Origin of the sequence: Vibrio sp. MarTm2 (genome assembly GCF_027587055.1) — a bacterium.
Lineage (GTDB): Bacteria > Pseudomonadota > Gammaproteobacteria > Enterobacterales > Vibrionaceae > Vibrio > Vibrio sinaloensis_D.
Map to the genome: position 1 here is coordinate 434,697 of NZ_JAPPTK010000003.1, position 19,112 is coordinate 453,808.

Consider the following 19,112-nt stretch of genomic DNA (forward strand, 5'->3'; position numbering starts at 1 on the left):
CGACGATAACGTCGGCTTTTGCTTTTAGTGCGTAGCTTGAGGCTCTACTGTCTCTACCTTGACCGCTGCCACTTTAAACTCCGGTATTTTCGCATGGGGATCAGTTGCGGTGGTGGTTAATCGGTTCACAGGCGACTCAACAAAATGGAATGGAATAAAGACCACACCTTGTTGAATTCGCTTGGTCACAAAGGCATCAATCTCAATCGAACCGCGCCGAGTTGATACTCGCAAGCGTTGACCATTGCGAATTCCTAGCGCTTCTGCATCTTGGACGCTGATCATGGCTCTTGGGCCGGCTAAGTTATCCAAACCTTTGGTTTTGCGCGTCATGGTTCCGGTATGGAATTGCTCAAGTACACGTCCAGTAGTGAGAACTAAAGGAAAATCCTCGTCCGGAAGTTCGGCTGCATAGCGGAATGGCACCCCAACCATTTGTCCTTTGCCGCGAGTAAATTGGGTTTGGTGCATAATCCTCGTGCCGTTCGGGTTGTTTTTGTTGCTTGGCCACTGCACGCCATCTGGGGTGATCGCCTCCCAACGAAGCCCAGCATATTGTGGCGTCACGCGAGCGATTTCGCAGGTGATGTCTGACACCTCTTTGTAGTGCCAATCCCCACCCATGGCGTTAGCGATTTGTTGAATGATCCACCAATCTTCTTTGGCTTCTCCCGGCGCTTTCACTGCTGGATTGACTCGCTGCACTCGCCGCTCTGTATTGGTGAAGTGGCCTGATTTTTCGGCAAACGAGCAAGATGGCAATACAACATCTGCATATTGAGCGGTTTCGGTTAAGAAGATGTCTTGCACCACCAAGAAGTCGAGCGTCTCCAATCCTTCAATAACATGAGCTTGGTTCGGGTCACTCAGTACAGGGTTCTCCCCCATGATATAAAGACCGCGCACATCTCGATTACAGGCACCATCAATGATTTCGGTTAGTGTCAGCCCCGGCTCTGAAGGAAGGTTTGGTGCGTCCCATTCAATAGCGAACTTCTGACGAGTCATTGGGTTGTAGACTTTCTGATAGCCTGGGTAATTGTTGGGTAGCGCGCCCATATCACAGGCGCCTTGCACGTTGGATTGACCACGCAGCGGGTTGATACCGCCGCCTTCAATACCGATGTTGCCGCAAAGAAGCTGTAAGTTAGCAATCGAGCGCACGTTGTCGTGCCCAGTAGTATGCTGGGTGATGCCCATGGAGTAGTAGACCGCAGTGCGCTCGGCGGTACCAATCATACGCGCCATGGCAAAGATGTCGTCGCCACTGACCCCAGTGACTAGCTCCACTTTGTCTAACGCATAGGCAGGAGACATCACTTCTTGGAGTAAGGTGTCAAAGCCGTCCACGCGCTCTTCGATATACTCTTGGTCGTACCAACCATTTTTGATGATTTGCTGCATGATACCGTTAAGCAGCATCACGTCAGTACCCGGTCGATGAGCAAGATAGAGCTCGGCGTGATCGGCCATATCGATGCGCTTAGGATCAGCCACAATCAAACGCGCGCCGTGGTGGCGAATCGCTTGCTTGATGTGAGAAGCAATGATTGGGTGAGCAGAGGTGGTGTCTGAGCCGATAATAAAAATCACATCCGAGTGTTTGATGCTTGGGATGTCATTGGTCATGGCACCACTACCTAGAGAAGCTTCAAGACCAGTAACGCTGGAGGCGTGGCACAAGCGTGCGCAGTGGTCGATATTGTTGGTGCCAAGCTCACGACGAATAAACTTCTGGAAAGCGTAATTGTCTTCGTTAGTAGTTTTAGCGGATGAGAACCCAGCGAGTGCGTTGCCGCCAAAGTCTTGTTTGATGGCGGTGAACTTTTTGGCGATAAGCGCAATGGCTTCATCCCAACTTGCTGGTTGTAGCCAACCATCTTTACGAATCAGAGGCGTGGTTAAACGGGCATCGTCACTGATGAAATCGAAGCCGAAACGCCCTTTCACACAAAGCATGCCCTCATTTACCGGAGAGTGTGCCCCGGTGACATGCATGATTTGGTTGTTTGCCTCATCGACATGCATGGTCAATTTACAGCCCACACCACAATAGGTACAAATGGTGTCGACCTTCTTCAATACTTCTTCTCGCCCTTGAGCACGGTCACGGCCGTCTACCATGGCACCGGTTGGACACGCTTGAACGCAGGCTCCACATTGAACGCAGTTGGAATCGCCCATCAGCAAGCGCCCATTTTTGCTTGAACTAAAGTGCGGTCTGTCATCAGGGCGCAGTGCAGGGCGGCCATGTTGGTCATGGACAAAGTTGAGAATGCCATGCACCGCTTGTTCGCTACAGGCTTGAATACATTGACCGCAACTAATGCAGCGGTTGGCATCGAACTCAATGAACTCTGAACTGCGGTCGACGCTGAATTTATGGCGCGGATCTTTCGCTCTTACATTCAGCCAATCTTGATGACTCTTCACCTCAAGGCCGAGATCAAAGTGCTGCTCGGCACCATATTCAGTTGAGTAGTCTCGCAGATCGCAACTGGTGTTGGCTTGGCAACCACATTCAAGGCAGCGCGCGGCTTCTTTGATGGCTTCTTCGTTGTCAAAGCCGAGCTCGACTTCATCAAAGCTCTGTTCGCGTTGAGCAGGGGTGAGCTCTGGCATGATTGAGCGAGCCACTTTTTGGAAGTTCTCAAAGTGGATTGGGTCCACTTGCGCCAGTTTTTGTTCTTTACGCGAGTTGAAGGCAGGTGCTGGCATATCGGCCATGTCGCCATTGAGGAACAGGTCGATCGCTTTGGCGGCGATTCGGCCGTCTCCAACCGCTTCAACGGCGGTTGCGGGGCCGCGGCGAAAATCACCAATACTGAAAATATTGCCTGTACCCGTGTGCATGGTTTGTGGATCAGACTCGGACGTGTTCCATCGAGATAATGGAATCGATAAATCGTCACCTTCTAGAAAGCTTAAATCAGGCTTTTGTGAGACAGCGGCAATGACGGTATCAAATGCTTGAGTGAAAAGCTCTCCGGTTGGCCCTGGTCTGCGGCGACCTGACGCATCGGGCTCGCCCAGCGCCATTCGTTCTAAGCGAACTTCTTTAACGTGGCCGTTTTCATCTGCAATGTTTTCAGCAGGGTTGGTTAGAAACAGGAACTTAACGCCTTCGTGCTCCGCCTCTTCAATTTCGTAATCTTCGGCGGGCATCTCTTCACGCGTTCGGCGATAGATAATTGTGGTGTCTGCACCTGCGCGGCGAGCGGTTCTCGCGCAGTCAATCGCGGTATTCCCGCCACCAATCACCGCCACTTTTTCACCTGTGGTGTAGGTTTGCTCGGTGACAAAGTCTTTTAGGTAGTCAACCCCAAGGTAGCAGCCAGCAAGCTCACTGCCAGGGTATTTCATCTCGACCGCTAACGAAGCACCCACCGCAAGGCAGACCGCGTCATAGTCGTCACTCAACTGGCTCAGAGAGAGGTTTTCGCCTAGCTTTTGTTCGGTTTTTATCTGCATACCATTACGGCACATTAGTTCGATTTCTTTGTCGAGAATCGCTTTTGGTAGTCGATATTCAGGAATGCCATATCGAAGCCAACCCCCTGCTTTTGGCATCGACTCAAATACGGTTACGTCATACCCTTCGTTGGAAAGGTAATAGCCCGCCGTTAAACCACCTGGCCCACTGCCGACAATGGCGATAGAGAGGTTTTTATCGGCTTTCTTTTCAGGCGTGTAGGCTTCTTGTGCTGCTAGGTCGGCATCTGCGGCGTGGCGTTTTAATTGACGAATGGCAATTGACTCATCCACTAAGGAGCGGCGACATTCACTTTCACAAAAAGCAGGGCAAACGCGGCCAATCGATAGTGGCATCGGCAGCGTGCGTTTAATCACTTCAATCGCTTTTTTATGATCGTTTTGTGCGATGAAGTAAAGGTACGATTGGATGTCTACCCCTGCTGGGCAGGCAGTTTTACACGGTGCTTCGCAGTCTGCATAGTGATCTTGCATGATGCGGTTGAGTGCTTGACGGCGATGCTCGCTGAGCTGGTCTGATTGCGTTTTAACATTCAGACCGCGGTAGACTTCGAGTTCGCAGGCGCGCTGAGTACCGCCGCTTTCTACCTCTACCACACACAAGTCGCAAGGCACTTTCTGATTAGATTTATTTAGCCCGCATAAAGAAGGGATCTCTACCCCACATACTTTGGCTGCTTCTAGAAGGGTTGAACCCTCTTCCACAATTCGATATTTGCCGTCGATTATGATTTCTATCATAAGACCCCCGGGCGTAATTCACAAAGCCTTACATTCTATAAGGATAATGCCTAGCAAGGAAAGTTCGTGTGACAAAAAACTCAATTATTGCATTTTTATCATTTTGACCACTGGTGTTGTATTTGTTTTCAGCGCTCTGCTTCCGTGCTAGTTGACCAATATGCGCCCTCAAACAAGCCCATTAGTTGATTCTTATCAAGTCATCTCTCATACACCTCTTTGGAGGTATATGCGCTTATCACGTGCCGTGAAAATATCCTTAACATAATTGTGGTTGCTATGCTTAACGTTCTCGTTGAGCGAAGTGAGTCTGCTGGGGTAAGGAAGTAAGCCATGACAGATGCAAAATCAAAAACATCGCAAAGCCGACGTCGGTTTTTACGAGATGCGGCAAGAACGGCAGCTGGAGTCGGTGCGGCTGCGACGGTACTTGGGCTTCAGTCGATGCAAAGCCAAGCGAGAGATGGTTCTGGTGTGCCGATAAGGCCACCGGGTGCTCTGCCAAAAGGCGAGTTTGAAAAAGCGTGCATTCGCTGTGGATTGTGCGTACAAGCCTGTCCCTACGATACCCTAAAGCTTGCCACACTCCTGTCATCGGTCGAGTCAGGCACGCCGTATTTTAATGCGCGGGAAATCCCGTGTGAGATGTGTGAAGACATTCCATGTGTCCCCGTTTGTCCGACTGGTGCGCTAGACCCCAACTTAACCAATATTGACGATGCTCGCATGGGCACCGCGGTGCTTATCGACCATGAGAGCTGCTTGAACTGGCAGGGGTTGCGCTGTGATGTTTGCTATCGAGTTTGCCCCTTGATTGACGAAGCAATCACGCTTGAACATATTCGTAATGAGCGAACCGGTTATCACGCTAAATTAATTCCCACCGTCCACTCTGACAAATGTACCGGTTGTGGTAAATGTGAAGAGGCATGTGTCACTGAAGTAGCGGCGATTAAAATTATCCCGACAGAACTGGCCAAAGGGAAAATGGGCGCTCACTACCAACTTGGTTGGGAAGAGATCAAAAAGCCACTAGAGAACAGTGCACCAGAAGTGCCGACCGAAGCGCTGGAAACCTTGGGAGGGAAGTTGTAATGGCTAAGAACCTCGCTAAAGATGCCGGAAAAGATGCAATAAAAACCTTAGGTTGTTGGCAAGCGCACCGTTTTTTGCTGCTTAGACGACTCTGTCAGTTAACGATCGTCGCTTTGTTTATGGCAGGACCAACGCTAGGAGTATTAAAAGGCAATCTCTCCTCAAGTAACTTGCTTGATGTGATTCCAATGAGTGACCCTCTCATCACATTACAAACCCTAGCGGCAGGGCACTTACCTGAAATGACGGCGCTAATGGGTGTAGCCATTGTGGTAGTTTTCTATGCGCTAATCAGCCCAAGAGCATTTTGTGGCTGGGTTTGCCCGATGAACATGGTCACCGATCTGGCGGCGTTTTTGCGTCGTAAACTCAATATCAAAACCAGCTACCGTTGGTCCTCTCAATTGCGTTACTGGTTGATTCCCGTATTGCTTATTGGCAGCGCTGTTTCAGGTAGTGTTTTATGGGCGTGGATAGATCCTGTTGCCGCGCTGCATCGTGGGCTGGTATTTGGATTTGGAGCGAGTTGGGTGCTGGTTGGCTTGGTGTTTGTCCTCGATTTACTCTTGGTTGAACACGGCTGGTGTGGCCATTTATGTCCACTGGGTGCGACATACGGGGTGATAGGGCGCAAGAGCTTGCTACGAGTGGCTGCTGTTCGCCGTGAAGATTGTACTAAATGTATGGACTGCTATAACGTTTGCTCTGAACCGGATGTGCTACGCCAACCGCTGAAAGAAGGTGATAAACGCGTCTTAGACCAGAATTGCATCAGTTGCGGGCGGTGTATTGATGTGTGTGCTGAGCGCGTGTTTGAGTTTCAAAATCGAATTACAGTAAAGCAGATTGATTAACCACAATCCCTTTTTAGCTGGCTTTTATCAAATAGATTGAAGCTGTGTTGCAACTGGTCGCTTTTCATTTGCTATGTGGCGAAAAACTGCTCTATAATCGCTGCATCATTTCTTTAGGAGTTTACGCCAATATGAACAACTAACACCTGTTATCCACCTTTACATCATATTTTGGATTTCACAGGGTTAGTCGGCGTAGCTTCGTCTTAGCTTATCAATAGCATCAACACGTTATGTACCTTTATAGGTGCGCGTCCATGTTGGCTCGTAGAGCACAAATTGGATCGAACTCATTGTGGCCGCTACGCCTAATCCTGTTTTACAGGAGGCAAATATGCCAGTTATACAAGCGCACAAAATCAGTTATCAGTTCAACAACGGCGATGTGCTGTTCGAAAATATCTCATGCACTCTGTCAGCAAGGCGAGTGGGTTTAGTCGGAAGAAATGGGATTGGTAAATCCTACTTTGCGGACATGCTCTCTCAAAAACGCACGCCGACCTCGGGAAGCGTCGTTACTTCGGCCAATGTCGCGTGCTACAGCCAATTGCCGTCTCGGCTACTTGAAAGCTCGATAAGTATTGCCGAGTTTCTCGGCTATCAAGAGAGGCTCCACGCGATTGAACGCATTGAGAAGGGCGATTGTGATCCTAAATGGTTCGAGATTGTCGGTGAAAATTGGCAGCTTAAACAGGCGTTAAATAACGAGTTAGAAGCCCTTGGCTTACCACCTAACCCCTATTTTTCTTGCAAGAGCTTGAGTGGTGGTCAACTGGCCAGATTGCAGCTGTGGAAGCTGTTTCAGTCAGACGTCGAACTGCTCATTTTGGATGAGCCTTCTAACCACCTTGATAAATTGGCAAAGCAGTGGTTGAGCGAGCAGATGAATCAATTCCAAGGCCAACTTGTGTTGGTCAGTCACGATCGACAGTTGCTACGGCAAATGGACCAGATTTGGGAGCTGAGCCAACTGGGGCTAACCCAATATGGGGGCAATTTCGATGCGTATGAGGAGCAAAAACAGCGCGAACGTAGTGCACTCGAACGCCAACTTGATGCGGTAAGAGGAGAGCAGTATCGACTGGAGGTTCAAGCGCAGAAAAATCGCGAAAAAGCGCAGCAGCGAGAGTCTCAAGGGAACAAAATACGCAAATCAGGCAGTCAATCCAAGTTGATCCTCGATGGCATGAAGAACAGCGCGGAAAATTCGGTGTCGAATCGACACAAAAACGAGAACAGTCGCCGAACCAAGCTTGAGCAAAAAGAGCGGGCGCTCAGTGAACGCTATGAACAAGTTAAGCAGCAAAGGCTATACCTTGAACAAGGGGCATCTGGGCGCGGTAATGTATTCAACATGGTGGCGGCGGTGCTTCCTTTTGGAGTGGGTACCCCTTTTAATCTCGCGCTGGAGGCGGGCAGCAAGTTGCATCTTTCAGGTGGGAATGGTTCGGGGAAATCTACGCTACTCAAAGTGTTGTCGGGGGAGATGGGCTTAAAAAGCGGAGAGCTGCATGTCAATCGTGCAGTTTGTTATCTTGACCAGCATTTTGGCTTGCTGAGTTTGGAGCACTCACTCCTTAGCAACATGACGCACCACTGTGAAGGGATGTTAGAAAGTGACGCGCGAACATTGCTTGCCGGGATTGGCTTTCGTACGGACAGCGTATTTCGGTTGGTGAGTGAGCTCAGTGGCGGAGAGAAGATGAAATTGGCGATGCTGATCGTCAGTCATCAACCTCAATCACCTATTTTACTACTCGATGAGCCAGACAATCACTTAGATCTCGACTCGAAGCAGATGCTGGCTGATGCGTTAAAACGCTACCAAGGTGCCTTTATTCTTGTCAGCCACGATGAGGATTTTGTTGGTGAGAGTGGGGTTGAACACATTTTTACTCTTACGACCTAAGCGTAGGGTTGCTCATCAAGTGTTTGATTTTATGTGATTAAGGTTTATAAAATGCATCACCAAGCGAAGGATAGACCAAAGAAAAGGATGTTATGAAGTTATCGGAGCTGCAAAACCACATAAAAGAGTTCGATTATGCCCCTGAACAATCCGAGCACTACTTCTTAAAACTGATTGAAGAGGTAGGGGAGTTGTCGGAAGCGATTCGCAGTGGCACTGGTGGGCAACCAAGCTTTGAAGAACTTAAAGGCTCGGTAGCAGAAGAGTTATATGATGTTCTGTACTATGTCTGCGCGCTTGCCAATATTCACGGTGTGGATCTGGAGGCTACCCACACCATGAAAGAAGTGCTTAATAAAGAGAAGTACAATCGTTGAGGCAAGAATTAAGCCGCAGCCCTACTAATGCCCGTTTGTGCGGGCTTTTCTGTCATTCAAACTAATACTAGAGATTCAATGGAGAATGAGTCATGGAAGCAAGATATGAAGACTATTTTCAGTCTTACACTAGCACTTTATCAGCGTCTCAGCTTGCGGAGATTGATGGCGTAGAAACCACCTATTTTTGTGATGATGAGTACAACACCAATGAGTGTGCCAGACTTGTTTCAATTGGCAAAAAGCGCGCGACGTGCAGCGTGAAAGAGGCCTACAAGATTGAAGGAGAGCCGCTGCCAAAAGTTGGTCAGCACCAAATTGTATTGGACTGGGAAAAGAACCCAGTCTGTATTGTCAAAATCACTGATGTGGATTTTTGTCCGTTTGGGCAGGTCAGCCGCGAGTTCGCTGAGTCGGAAGGCGAAGGGGATGGCACTTACGAGTGGTGGTACAAAGCACACAATGACTTTTTCACCAAAGATTGCGCGTCTGCGTATGGCATTGAGTTTAACGACTCCACGGAACTTGTCCTTGTGACTTTTGAGCTTGTCTACAAGTGATGTGGTTTTAGAACGCGTATTGGCTGTCATCGCAGCCAGTCGCTCAACGTCGATGGTATCTTGCCCCTCTGTTGCTTTAAAGAGGAATTCAGCTCACACATTTACCCCCCAGATGGGAAAACTGCCCAAGTCGTGACTACACTTACGTGACTAATAATAAATAATAAAAGACGTTGGCTTTCTTTGATAGGAAGGTTTTAGGAACGCGCAATATGAAGAATAATGGTCCAGTTAACCAGCGAGAAGTGCATTTTGCTGGCCGCAGTGATTTGGTGTCAGTGACAGACACGCAGGGAAAAATTAAGTTCATAAACGATGAGTTTGTATCAATCAGTGGGTTTTCTCGCGAGGAGCTAATCGGTCAAGATCACAATATCGTTCGGCACCCGGATATGCCGCCAGCGGCGTTCAAAAGTTTGTGGGCCACGGTTAAAGACGGCAAAGTGTGGCGCGGCATCGTAAAAAACCGATGTAAGAATGGTGATCACTATTGGGTTGATGCGTTCGTTTCGCCCATTATGAAACAGGGTAAAGTGGTTGGCATACAGTCTGTTCGCTCGGAGCCCTCTAAACAACAAGTTGCAGAAGCAGAAGCGCTGTACAAGAAAATGAGAAATGATTCTTCCCTGGAGTTGCCTGGCCCTTCATGGGTTGAAAAACTAAGTTTTAGGCATGTTTTTGCGGTATCTCATCTTCTCCTGCTGGCTGGCGGAGCTTTTCTTGCGATACGATCTTTCTTATCTCAAGACGTTACGTCAGCCGTCATCGCTTTTGTCTTGGTGGCGATTGCGTTGCTCAATTGGTTCATAATCGGTGCGCGAGTTCTCAAGCCGATTTCGGATGTCGAGCAAATGATAAAAAGCATGTCTGAAGGAAATCTCTCCAGCAATATTGTGCTTGGTCGGCAAGATGAAGTCGGTTTATTGGCCCAAGCGGCCAAAATGGTGCAAGCACGCTATAAAGCCATTTTAGGTCAAGTGGTCGGTACCGCACAGGCTGTTGTGCAGGATTCGGATCAAGTCTCATCTGACAGCTACAGTATGCAAACCATGATGGCTTCTCAATCATCGCATACCGCTCAAATTGCCAGCGCTATGACTGAAATGGCAGCGACGGTCCAGCAGGTAACTGAAAGTACGGTGTCCTCTTCTCATAAAGCGCTTCAAGCCAAGCAAAACGTCGAAGTGGGAGACCAATTGATTGGTGAAGGGCTGGATAAACTGTCTAACTTTTTAACCGAACTCGACGCGACGATTGCGCAAATTGCCACGGTATCGGAGCAAAGCCAAAGTATTGGCCAAGTCATTAACACAATTAGCGATATTGCGGAGCAAACCAATCTGCTAGCACTTAATGCTGCAATCGAAGCGGCACGTGCGGGTGAGCAAGGTCGAGGTTTTGCGGTTGTGGCTGACGAAGTGCGTAATCTCGCTCAGAGAACACAGACCGCGACAGAAGATATCAAATCTATGTTGGAAAACTTGCAGCAGGGTGTGCAGAACTCATCAACTCGAATTTCTGATAACAATGTGCTGGCGCAAGATGCTTATGAAGGCGTGTGCAAAGCACGAGAGACCTTCTCAGACATCATTGATCTGGTGAGCAGTGTAAATGATATGAGTGCTCAGATCGCGGCGGCTTCAGAAGAGCAGTCTACGGTTGTTCAAGATATGAACAAATCAGTAGAAGAGATTAGTGAAAAAAGCGCTCATACCGAGGAGGGCGCTCTGCACTTGCAAGCAAAAGCGAAAGGGTTAAGTGAGCGAGCGCTGGATTTGAGAGCTCAGTTGGCAGACTTTAAGCTTGGTTCGGAAAAGCGCGTGGACTTTACTGATGTAAAGAATGCGCATCTCGCTTGGAAAACGAAAGTAAGATCCTATTTAAACGGCGATCATGGAGCACTCGATAAAAAAGTCGCCTGTGATCATCATATGTGCGCGCTGGGTAAATGGTATTACGGCAAAGGAAAGAGCCTGTATGGCTCAGAGCCCACATTCAAAGCGCTGGAAGCGCCGCATGCTAAACTGCATGGGGTGATAAAGGATGTTTTGGACCGGATAGACAGCGGTCAACACGAACAAGCCAATAAACTATTTGAGCAAATAGAGCCTATTTCGCTGGATGTAGTCGGTAAAATTGAGAGTTTAGAAAACGCTATTAATAGCCGAAAATAAAGTTCTCACGAAAAGTCGCCAGAGTTTGCTGGCGACTTTATTGATCACTACAAGGTGATCTTCTTCACCATACCCGCTTCTGCGTGGCCGGGAATGTTGCAGGCAAACTCAACGTTGTTATCGCCGTGGAAGTGCCATAAAAGCTGTTTTGCTTTGCCCGGTTTCACAGTGACAGTGCTGCCAGAATCGTGCGCGTGGCTGCCCATGTTCTTCATCATTTCACGGTGTTTCAGTTGCTCTTGTGCTGAACCAATGGAAAACTCGTGGTCAATTTTTCCAACGTTCATCACCACAAATTGCACCACGTCATTTGGCTCGATCTTCACTTCTTTTTTGAAGTTGATTTTCATGTCATCAGTCAGAATAACGTGCACGACCTTGTCTGGTTTTGCGCCCTTGGCAGGCATTCCAACCTCAGACATACCTTCCATATTCATCATGTTCGAGTGCTCCATTTTACTATGATCCATCTTCATCTCACCGTGGTCCATATTCGAATGGTCCATTTTTGAGTGATCCATTGCATCTGCAAGTACGCCTGTGCTGAACATAGTAATCGCTAGGGTAATCAGGTTTTTTTTCATGGTGTGTTCCTTTTTTAATCGGGTATTGCGTATGTCGAGCAACTCATTGGCTCGACATACGATTGCTTGGTGTTAGTTAACTTCGTGTTGTTTCCAGAGCTTAAACAAAGCCGGTAAGACCAACAGCGTGAGTAGAAGCGCGGAAGCTATGCCTCCTATCATTGGCGCGGCGATTCGCTGCATCACTTCTGAGCCTGTGCCGTCTCCGTACATGATTGGGATAAGGCCAATGATGACAGTCAACACCGTCATCATCACGGGGCGAACGCGTAGCCCCGCGCCTTCGCGAATGGCATCGGTAAGGTCTTTCGCAGTGAGCGCTTTTTGCTCTTCTTCTGCGTGGAGTTTTTTGTAGTGCCACGCTTGGTTGAGATAAACCAGCATGATCACGCCAATCTCAACCGCGACACCGGCAAGAGCGATAAAGCCAACGCCAACCGCAATGGAGAAGTTGTAGCCGAGGTAGTGCATCAGCCATAACCCGCCTACCATCGCGAGCGGCAGTGTAAGCATGATGATCATCACTTCTCCGACGCGGCGGAAACTGAAGTAAAGCAGCAGCATGATGATGGCAATAGTGATAGGCACCACGACACTCAACCGCTCTTTGGCGCGCTCCATGTATTCGTATTGACCCGACCAAGTGAGCGAGTAACCCGCAGGAAGCTGCAATTGCTCTGCGACAGTTTGCTGCGCTTCAACCACGTAAGAGCCCAAGTCGCGGCCATCAATGTCGACAAATACCCAGCCATTCGGACGTGCATTCTCGGTTTTGATCATCGGTGGGCCATCTTCGTAGCGAATGTCAGCCACATCGGCGAGTGCGATACGTGCACCGTTCGGAGTCACCAGTGGCAAGTTTTGCAGTTTCACTACCGAGTCACGGTAATCTTGTGGATAGCGGACGTTGATTGGGTAACGCTCCAGTCCTTCAACGGTTTCACCCACGTTCATTCCGCCCACCGCTGTAGAGATGACTTGCTGGACATCTTTGATACTTAAGCCGTAGCGAGCCGCGGAGCGACGTTTAATGTCAATGGTGACATAGCGTCCACCCGCAACACGTTCCGCATAGACAGATGCCGTACCTGAAATCTGGTTCAAAATGGGCTCTAACTCTGAGCCAATTTGTTCGATTACCTTGAGGTCAGGTCCCGCAATCTTGATACCGATTGGTGTTTTAATACCGGTAGCTAACATGTCGATGCGAGTTTTGATTGGCATGACCCATGCGTTGGTCAATCCCGGGAACTGCACCAACTGATCAAACTCTTTGCGCAGCGACTCCGTGGTCACACCGACGCGCCACTCTTCTCTCGGTTTGAGCTGAATGACGGTTTCGATCATGGTTAATGGGGCAGGGTCGGTTGCCGTTTCGGCGCGGCCAATTTTGCCCCAAACCGTTTCCACCTCAGGAACGGTTTTGATGAGCTTGTTGGTTTGCTGCAGTAGCTCACGTGCTTTACCAATGGAGATGCCGGGGTAAGTGGTCGGCATGTACATCAAGTCACCTTCGTCCAATGGCGGAATGAACTCGCTACCCAGTTTGCTGGTTGGATAGTAAGCCGATGCCATTAACGCCACCGCTAACAGGATCATTGTCTTAGGGAAGCGCAGACTCAGGTTCAGCAGAGGTCGGTATAGCGCGACCAACCCTTTGTTCACCGGGTTCTTATGCTCTGGGAGTACGTTGCCACGGATAAAGTAACCCATCAGAACCGGCACCAAGGTGATAGCGAGGCCTGCCGCTGCGGCCATCGCATACGTCTTGGTAAAAGCAAGCGGTGAGAACATCTTGCCTTCTTGACCTTCCAGTGCGAACACTGGCACGAAACTTAGCGTGATGATAAGCAGTGAGAAGAACAGGGGAGCCCCCACTTCTTCTGCCGCTTTGCCGATCACTTGCCAGCGGTTTTTGTCCGTTAGCGGGGTACGCTCTATGTGTTTGTGAACGTTTTCTATCATTACGATTGCGCCATCGACCATCGCGCCTATCGCAATCGCAATGCCGCCCAAAGACATGATGTTGGCGTTAATACCTTGCCAGTGCATGACGATAAATGCAGACAGGATCCCAACAGGCAAACTGAGGGCGATCACCAGTGATGAACGAATGTGGAACAAGAACAGCGCACAGACAACCGCCACAACGATGAATTCTTCCGCCAGTTTCTTCCATAGGTTATCAACTGCGGCATCAATCAAGGTTGAACGATCGTAGGTGGCGACGATCTCCACACCGTCTGGCAGGCTGCGTTGAAGCTCTGCCAGTTTGGTTTTGACATTGTGGATCACCTCACTGGCGTTTTCGCCAAATCGCATCACAATCACGCCACCCACTGCTTCGCCTTCACCGTTGAACTCGGAAATGCCACGACGCATCTGTGGGCCAAGATTGATGTCTGCAATGTCCCCAAGCAAGAGTGGTGTGCCTTTGCTGGTCACTTTGAGCGGCAAAGATTCGATGTCTTCGATGCTGCTGAGGTAACCGGTCGTGCGTACCATGTGCTCAGCTTCTGCAACTTCAATGACGGACGCGCCCGTCTCTTGGTTGCCGTTTTGAATCGCCATGTTTACCTGTTGCAGCGTCAAATCGTAAGCGCGCAACTTAGCGGGGTCGATTTGTACTTGGTACTGTTTGACCATGCCGCCGACAGTCGCCACTTCTGAAACGCCGGCTACGGTCTGCAACTCGTACTTTAAGAACCAGTCTTGCAGGCTGCGCAGCTGGGCAAGGTCATGCTGCCCGGTTTTATCTTGTAGGACGTAGCTGTAGACCCAGCCCACACCCGTCGCATCAGGCCCGAGTGTGGGCTTAGCGCTTGGCGGCAGCTTAGGCGCTACTTGGCTCAAGTATTCGAGTACTCGAGAGCGAGCCCAATACATGTCTGTATCATCGTTGAATATGATATAGACGTAGGAGTCGCCAAAGAACGAATAGCCGCGTACCGTCTCTGCTCCCGGAACCGCGAGCATTGCGGTGGTGAGCGGGTAGGTGACTTGGTCTTCAACCACTTGCGGCGCTTGACCTGGATAGCTTGTTTTGATGATAACTTGCACATCCGACAAATCGGGAATCGCGTCTACTGGGGTATTTTTTACACTGTAAAGTCCACCCAATACGATCGCGAATGTCGCAAGTAACACTAAGAATCGATTGTTAATCGACCAACGAATGATTGCACTGATCATGGTTAGCCCTCTACCGCTTTAAGTTTCTTCAACTGATAGTCAGAGCCTTGTTTTTCAACTAGAAAGCGAACCTTTTGTCCTTCTTCAAATCCAGATAAGTTCACCTCCTCACCGACCGAAAAGTTCATTTCCCCCGCTTCCCAGTTCCACTCGGCGACCGGCAAGTGTTTGAGTGTGATCATGCCAAAATCTGCCATCAACATGGTGATGTCACCCGTCACCCATACTTCTGCGGCCATGATGCTGTTGTCTGCTTTGATATCGACAATCTCATACTGGCCAGAATTGGTTTTCTTCATCTCAAACTCAATCGCTTGCCCTTTGTTGAGATCGCTCATGTCTACGTTTTCTGCCAGATTGAAGTTCATCACCATCCCTGGCCAGTTCCACTCTGGGACAGGCTGGTGGTTGAGGGTTAACATGCGGTGCCCTGCCATCACATCCATGATTTCGCCTTTGGCCCACACGGTTTCAGCGGGTGGCTCAATACCGTTGATGCGCGATAAGTCGGCCGACTGGCTCGATTCTGAATCGAGCATAAAGTGGGCAGAAGTGACGATACGATCGTTTTGAGTCAGCCCTTGCAACACTTCAATTCTGTCGCCCGCTTCACGGCCCACTTCGACGCGTGCAGAGCGGTATTTGCCTTTTCCTTCAGCAAGCACGACTCGGGTCATGCCCCCAGAGCGAATCACCGCCGATTTCGCGACCGTCAGTACAGATTCGTCGCTCACAGGTTGCAGAGCTATATTGGCAAACATGTTGGGTTTGAGCTCACCGTTTGGATTGGGGAACTTGAGGCGTACGCGCAATGTGCGAGTGTTTGGATCGAGAATGGGATAAACATAATCGACCACGCCTTGCCACTCATTGCCCGGAATCGCATCGAGTGTCATGGTTGCTTGGCTGCCCGCTTTCATCCAATGGGTCTGACGCTCGAACACCTCTGCGTCGACCCAGACATTATCGAGTGGGCCTGCGCTAATCACAGCTTGAGCAGGTGAAAGGTAACCACCTTCACGGATGTTTAGGCTGGCAATCACGCCGTCCGCGGGGGCTTTTATCTCAATGGTTTGTGAGGCTTTGCCACTGCGCTTAATGGTTTGGATTTGGCTGCGATCGACGCCAAGCGTAACTAAACGTTCAGTTGCTCCTTTCACTAAGCCACTGCGTCCTGTTCGGTAGGCGTTGAGCAGTTCTTCTTGGGCTTTTACCAGCTCTGGCGAGTACAAGCTAAACAGCACATCGCCTTTGGCTACTTTTTCTCCTACTGCGTTAATATTGAGTTTCTCGACCCAGCCAGCAACGCGGACGTTGGTTTGCCATAAATGACTTTCGTCAAAGGCAATGTAACCGACAGTCTCAATGCGTGGGCTCAATGGCTCGCGAAGTACGGATTCCATTTTTACCCCCAAATTGTTTTCAACTTCAGGAGAGATGGTGACCGTGCCCGGTTGGCTGTTTCCTCCGGCAAGGTCTTCTGCGTAAACGGGAATCAAATCCATGCCCATGGGAGATTTACCTGGCTTGTCACGCTTGTAATTGGGATCCATAGGCGCAACCCAGTAGAGCGGTTCGTTACTGTCGGCTGCGTTTGCCGATGTCATCGCCGTCATATCATGATTTGCGGAAATGAAATGCTGATTGGCTACAAAGCCGAGTGCGCCGCCAACCAGCAAGGCAAGAGTTGCCACTTGTAATGTTTTCATTGGGTTACCTTCTATTTGCTGAGTTGAGGTTGAGAAACTTGGTATTCGAAACCACCCAGCAAGGCTGCAAGATTGCTGTTGGTGATATTGAGATCGGCGATCAACCTCTCTTGTTCGACTCGAAGAGCGAGTTCGTCGGTGGTGGCTGAAATCACATCATTGAACTGCGCAGTGTTGTTTTGATAACCCCTTTCTACGGCCTTGATGCGCGCGTTTGCTTGAGGGAGAAGCGTGTCGGTATAGCGGTCGAGACGTTGCTGAAGGTTCTCGCGATCAACAAGCAGTGCATTCACTTGTGCATTCATTTGCGAAAGAAGTGAATCTTTTTGAGACTGCGCCGCCCCAACTTGATGCTGAGCCGCCGCGAGATTTCGGTCTTGGCGGTTGCCCGTAAACAGCGGAATGTCCATCGTCAAATAGGCACTGACAAGATCGGAAGCCGGTTCGCCCATCATATTGTTCGCTTGGCGGTGCGCGTACATGACTTCAACACCAAACTGGGGCGTATAGGCTTGTTCAGCGATGTCGACTTGCGTTTGGTTTGCCGCTATGTTGATGTCTGCCATTTTGACCATTGGATGCTGGTTTAAGCGGCGGTAGTGGTCGACGGAATTGGGCTCCACAATTCGCTCAAGTTTATGCCAATCGAGCTGATTGTCAGCTTGGATATTTTGCGCTGAGCGAATCCACTCAGATCCTAGCCATTCTGAGAGTTGCGAGATAATGCGGCGCTGCATTTGGCCATTGGCTTGGAGTTTTTCATCCAGTTTGGCGATCTGCAGTTGGGCATTGAGTAGGTCTTGCGCTTCGCTTTTACCAATGGCGTAGTTGGTCTGAATGAAATGTTCCATCTCACCCATCAATCCTTTGTTTTGTTCAAGGATGCGTTGCGCCGACTGTTGGTAGCCAAGTTCAATCCAAAGCTGAGTGATACGGTTGACGACATCGATCTCCCGATTTTGAACTTGAGCCGCTATACCGTCGGCTTGTGTATTGGCTTTCTTTTGTTGCAGTTCTAAGGTTGAGCCGCGTTCAAATTGCTGCATCAACCCAACTGACACATTGGTCATTGGGTCTTCATCAAACTTGAAACTGTCGACAGGCAAGCCCCCAAAGCCCATTTTTAGTTTTGGGTCCATGAGCGTTGAGGCAGCCACGCCGGTTTCGCGCATGGCTTGTGACTGAGCATAAAACTGATAACGAGTCGCGTCATTGCTCAGAGCTGAGTGAATTAATTCAGGGAGTTTCGGTGGTACCAAATGCTGTTGCGTTACGGGTTGTGTTGCCGCCAAAGCATTGGACGCCCATAGTGCAGAGCTGACAGAGAGCGCTGCTATCGTCGCAATATTTTTCACAGTGTAATCCGTTGTTATGTGCAAAGCGCACGAGTAAACGACTCCTCAGTCAAGGCTGAGAAGAGGACAAAAAACGAACGGATTTACGCTATTGGGGGGCGATAGAGCGAAGCTTGGCGATAGATTGCGTGGCCATGGGCTTCTGGGTGGATCAGGGCGAGATAAGAGGTGAGGTGAGTGAGTTGGTCATGTGGCGAAAACAATGCAAACACAGTCATGCAAACCGATCCACAGCAGTTGTGGGCTTTGTCGCTGCCCGAATCACATGACGGCTGCACGGGGGCATTGGAATGTGTTTGATTGGTTTGGTGATGGCTCATCTCGGGGGAAGAGGTCATCGCGCAATGCGTGGCCGCTTCGGTTTCAACGTAACTGCCAGGCAGCATTTGAAACGTCATCAGTGGTGCGCTGGATGCAAAGCTCGACATCAGCATTACGAGAATACTGAATAGAGAAATCCAAATTTTGCGAGTCAGAGAAACGCTCATGTCGCACCACTAAACCAGAAAGATTTGTTGAGTGTAGAGCTTACCCTAGGGTTAAGGTCAAGGGCTTAGTGCGGCTCTTCTAAATCCAGTATTGCTTGCTTGACCAAGTCTGGGACGAGCGCTTTGCGGTTGTTTTTAAAGTCGAACATCACACAGGTTGCCTTACCCACGGTGCTGATTTGCCCAAGTTTTTGGCTAACAATCTGATACTCCATGGTAAAACGGTCATCTTGCAGGTCCACAACGCGAGAACCAATCAGCAAGGTATCTGGGTAAGTGATGGGCAACTTATAACGACAACTTGTTTCCCCAAGCACAGGACCAATGTGACTGTCGGCGATATTGACCAAAAGCTTGATTTTATCAAAGTACTCCAAGCGAGCGGTTTCAAAATAGCGGAAATAAACCACGTTATTGACGTGTTGCAGGGCATCCATCTCACCCCAAGCAACTGGTACTTTCGTTATAACAGGAAAGTCTTTGAGTAAATCGTCCATTATTCACCTAATCAGAATTATAATATTGAGTTTTTATTCTAATTGGTTTTAGAAGCAGAGAAGCAAAAATGTTATCAAATTGTGA

13 protein-coding genes are annotated in these 19,112 nt (G+C 49.3%); 6 read left to right on the forward strand and 7 right to left on the reverse strand.

The genetic code is table 11. The annotated features are described in order from the left end of the window. Positions 1 to 24 precede the first annotated feature (24 nt). Positions 25 to 4,233, reverse strand: a complete 4,209-nt coding sequence (gene fdhF, locus OH458_RS09630; protein ID WP_269978155.1) for a formate dehydrogenase subunit alpha — start codon at positions 4,231 to 4,233, stop codon at positions 25 to 27. A gap of 333 nt (positions 4,234 to 4,566) precedes the next feature. On the opposite strand from fdhF, the gene napG reads away from it, so the two are divergent. The 6 genes from napG to OH458_RS09660 all read left to right on the forward strand — a co-directional run bounded on the left by napG (position 4,567) and on the right by OH458_RS09660 (position 11,202). Continuing rightward, complete coding sequence (napG, locus tag OH458_RS09635; RefSeq protein WP_038136000.1) at positions 4,567 to 5,328, forward strand: ferredoxin-type protein NapG; 762 nt, start codon at positions 4,567 to 4,569, stop codon at positions 5,326 to 5,328. Next, on the forward strand, positions 5,328 to 6,182 hold the full coding sequence (napH, locus tag OH458_RS09640; protein ID WP_269978156.1) for a quinol dehydrogenase ferredoxin subunit NapH: 855 nt from the start codon (positions 5,328 to 5,330) through the stop codon (positions 6,180 to 6,182). The genes napG and napH overlap by 1 nt, the downstream gene beginning before the upstream one ends. Positions 6,183 to 6,516: 334 nt before the next feature. Then, positions 6,517 to 8,091, forward strand: a complete 1,575-nt coding sequence (locus OH458_RS09645; RefSeq protein ID WP_269978157.1) for an ATP-binding cassette domain-containing protein — start codon at positions 6,517 to 6,519, stop codon at positions 8,089 to 8,091. A gap of 92 nt (positions 8,092 to 8,183) precedes the next feature. After that, entirely contained in the window at positions 8,184 to 8,468 is a 285-nt protein-coding gene (locus OH458_RS09650) for a MazG nucleotide pyrophosphohydrolase domain-containing protein (protein ID WP_005469508.1), read from the forward strand. 92 nt (positions 8,469 to 8,560) lie between these two features. Continuing rightward, positions 8,561 to 9,028 (forward strand): ASCH domain-containing protein, encoded by a 468-nt coding sequence (locus tag OH458_RS09655; RefSeq protein WP_269978158.1) that lies wholly within the window; start codon positions 8,561 to 8,563, stop codon positions 9,026 to 9,028. 212 nt (positions 9,029 to 9,240) lie between these two features. Further along, positions 9,241 to 11,202, forward strand: coding sequence for a methyl-accepting chemotaxis protein (locus OH458_RS09660; protein ID WP_269978159.1), 1,962 nt, complete (start codon positions 9,241 to 9,243; stop codon positions 11,200 to 11,202). Between the two features lie 47 nt (positions 11,203 to 11,249). Here OH458_RS09660 and copI read toward each other — a convergent pair whose 3' ends face one another. From copI to OH458_RS09690, 6 genes are all read right to left on the reverse strand, one after another. Beyond that, the gene (gene copI / locus OH458_RS09665) at positions 11,250 to 11,786 is read right to left on the reverse strand and encodes a copper-resistant cuproprotein CopI (protein ID WP_269978160.1); all 537 of its coding nucleotides are present in this window, start codon (positions 11,784 to 11,786) and stop codon (positions 11,250 to 11,252) included. A gap of 72 nt (positions 11,787 to 11,858) precedes the next feature. Continuing rightward, positions 11,859 to 14,978, reverse strand: a complete 3,120-nt coding sequence (locus tag OH458_RS09670; RefSeq protein ID WP_269978161.1) for an efflux RND transporter permease subunit — start codon at positions 14,976 to 14,978, stop codon at positions 11,859 to 11,861. A gap of 2 nt (positions 14,979 to 14,980) precedes the next feature. Then, entirely contained in the window at positions 14,981 to 16,687 is a 1,707-nt protein-coding gene (locus OH458_RS09675) for an efflux RND transporter periplasmic adaptor subunit (protein WP_269978162.1), read from the reverse strand. Between the two features lie 11 nt (positions 16,688 to 16,698). Further along, positions 16,699 to 18,042 (reverse strand): TolC family protein, encoded by a 1,344-nt coding sequence (locus OH458_RS09680; protein ID WP_269978163.1) that lies wholly within the window; start codon positions 18,040 to 18,042, stop codon positions 16,699 to 16,701. An 83-nt stretch (positions 18,043 to 18,125) separates the two neighbouring features. Continuing rightward, on the reverse strand, positions 18,126 to 18,530 hold the full coding sequence (locus tag OH458_RS09685; protein ID WP_269978164.1) for a hypothetical protein: 405 nt from the start codon (positions 18,528 to 18,530) through the stop codon (positions 18,126 to 18,128). Between the two features lie 65 nt (positions 18,531 to 18,595). Beyond that, entirely contained in the window at positions 18,596 to 19,027 is a 432-nt protein-coding gene (locus OH458_RS09690; RefSeq protein ID WP_269978165.1) for an acyl-CoA thioesterase, read from the reverse strand. Positions 19,028 to 19,112: the final 85 nt, after the last annotated feature.

What these genes read in the sequence shown, in the direction of transcription:
- napG (WP_038136000.1), top strand. Translation starts at nt 4,567, where the DNA reads ATGACAGATGCAAAATCAAAAACATCGCAAAGCCGACGTCGGTTTTTA.
- napH (WP_269978156.1), top strand. Translation starts at nt 5,328, where the DNA reads ATGGCTAAGAACCTCGCTAAAGATGCCGGAAAAGATGCAATAAAAACC.
- OH458_RS09690 (WP_269978165.1), bottom strand. Translation starts at nt 19,027, where the DNA reads ATGGACGATTTACTCAAAGACTTTCCTGTTATAACGAAAGTACCAGTT.
- OH458_RS09685 (WP_269978164.1), bottom strand. Translation starts at nt 18,530, where the DNA reads ATGAGCGTTTCTCTGACTCGCAAAATTTGGATTTCTCTATTCAGTATT.
- OH458_RS09675 (WP_269978162.1), bottom strand. Translation starts at nt 16,687, where the DNA reads ATGAAAACATTACAAGTGGCAACTCTTGCCTTGCTGGTTGGCGGCGCA.
- copI (WP_269978160.1), bottom strand. Translation starts at nt 11,786, where the DNA reads ATGAAAAAAAACCTGATTACCCTAGCGATTACTATGTTCAGCACAGGC.
- OH458_RS09670 (WP_269978161.1), bottom strand. Translation starts at nt 14,978, where the DNA reads ATGATCAGTGCAATCATTCGTTGGTCGATTAACAATCGATTCTTAGTG.
- OH458_RS09655 (WP_269978158.1), top strand. Translation starts at nt 8,561, where the DNA reads ATGGAAGCAAGATATGAAGACTATTTTCAGTCTTACACTAGCACTTTA.
- OH458_RS09645 (WP_269978157.1), top strand. Translation starts at nt 6,517, where the DNA reads ATGCCAGTTATACAAGCGCACAAAATCAGTTATCAGTTCAACAACGGC.
- OH458_RS09660 (WP_269978159.1), top strand. Translation starts at nt 9,241, where the DNA reads ATGAAGAATAATGGTCCAGTTAACCAGCGAGAAGTGCATTTTGCTGGC.
- fdhF (WP_269978155.1), bottom strand. Translation starts at nt 4,233, where the DNA reads ATGATAGAAATCATAATCGACGGCAAATATCGAATTGTGGAAGAGGGT.
- OH458_RS09650 (WP_005469508.1), top strand. Translation starts at nt 8,184, where the DNA reads ATGAAGTTATCGGAGCTGCAAAACCACATAAAAGAGTTCGATTATGCC.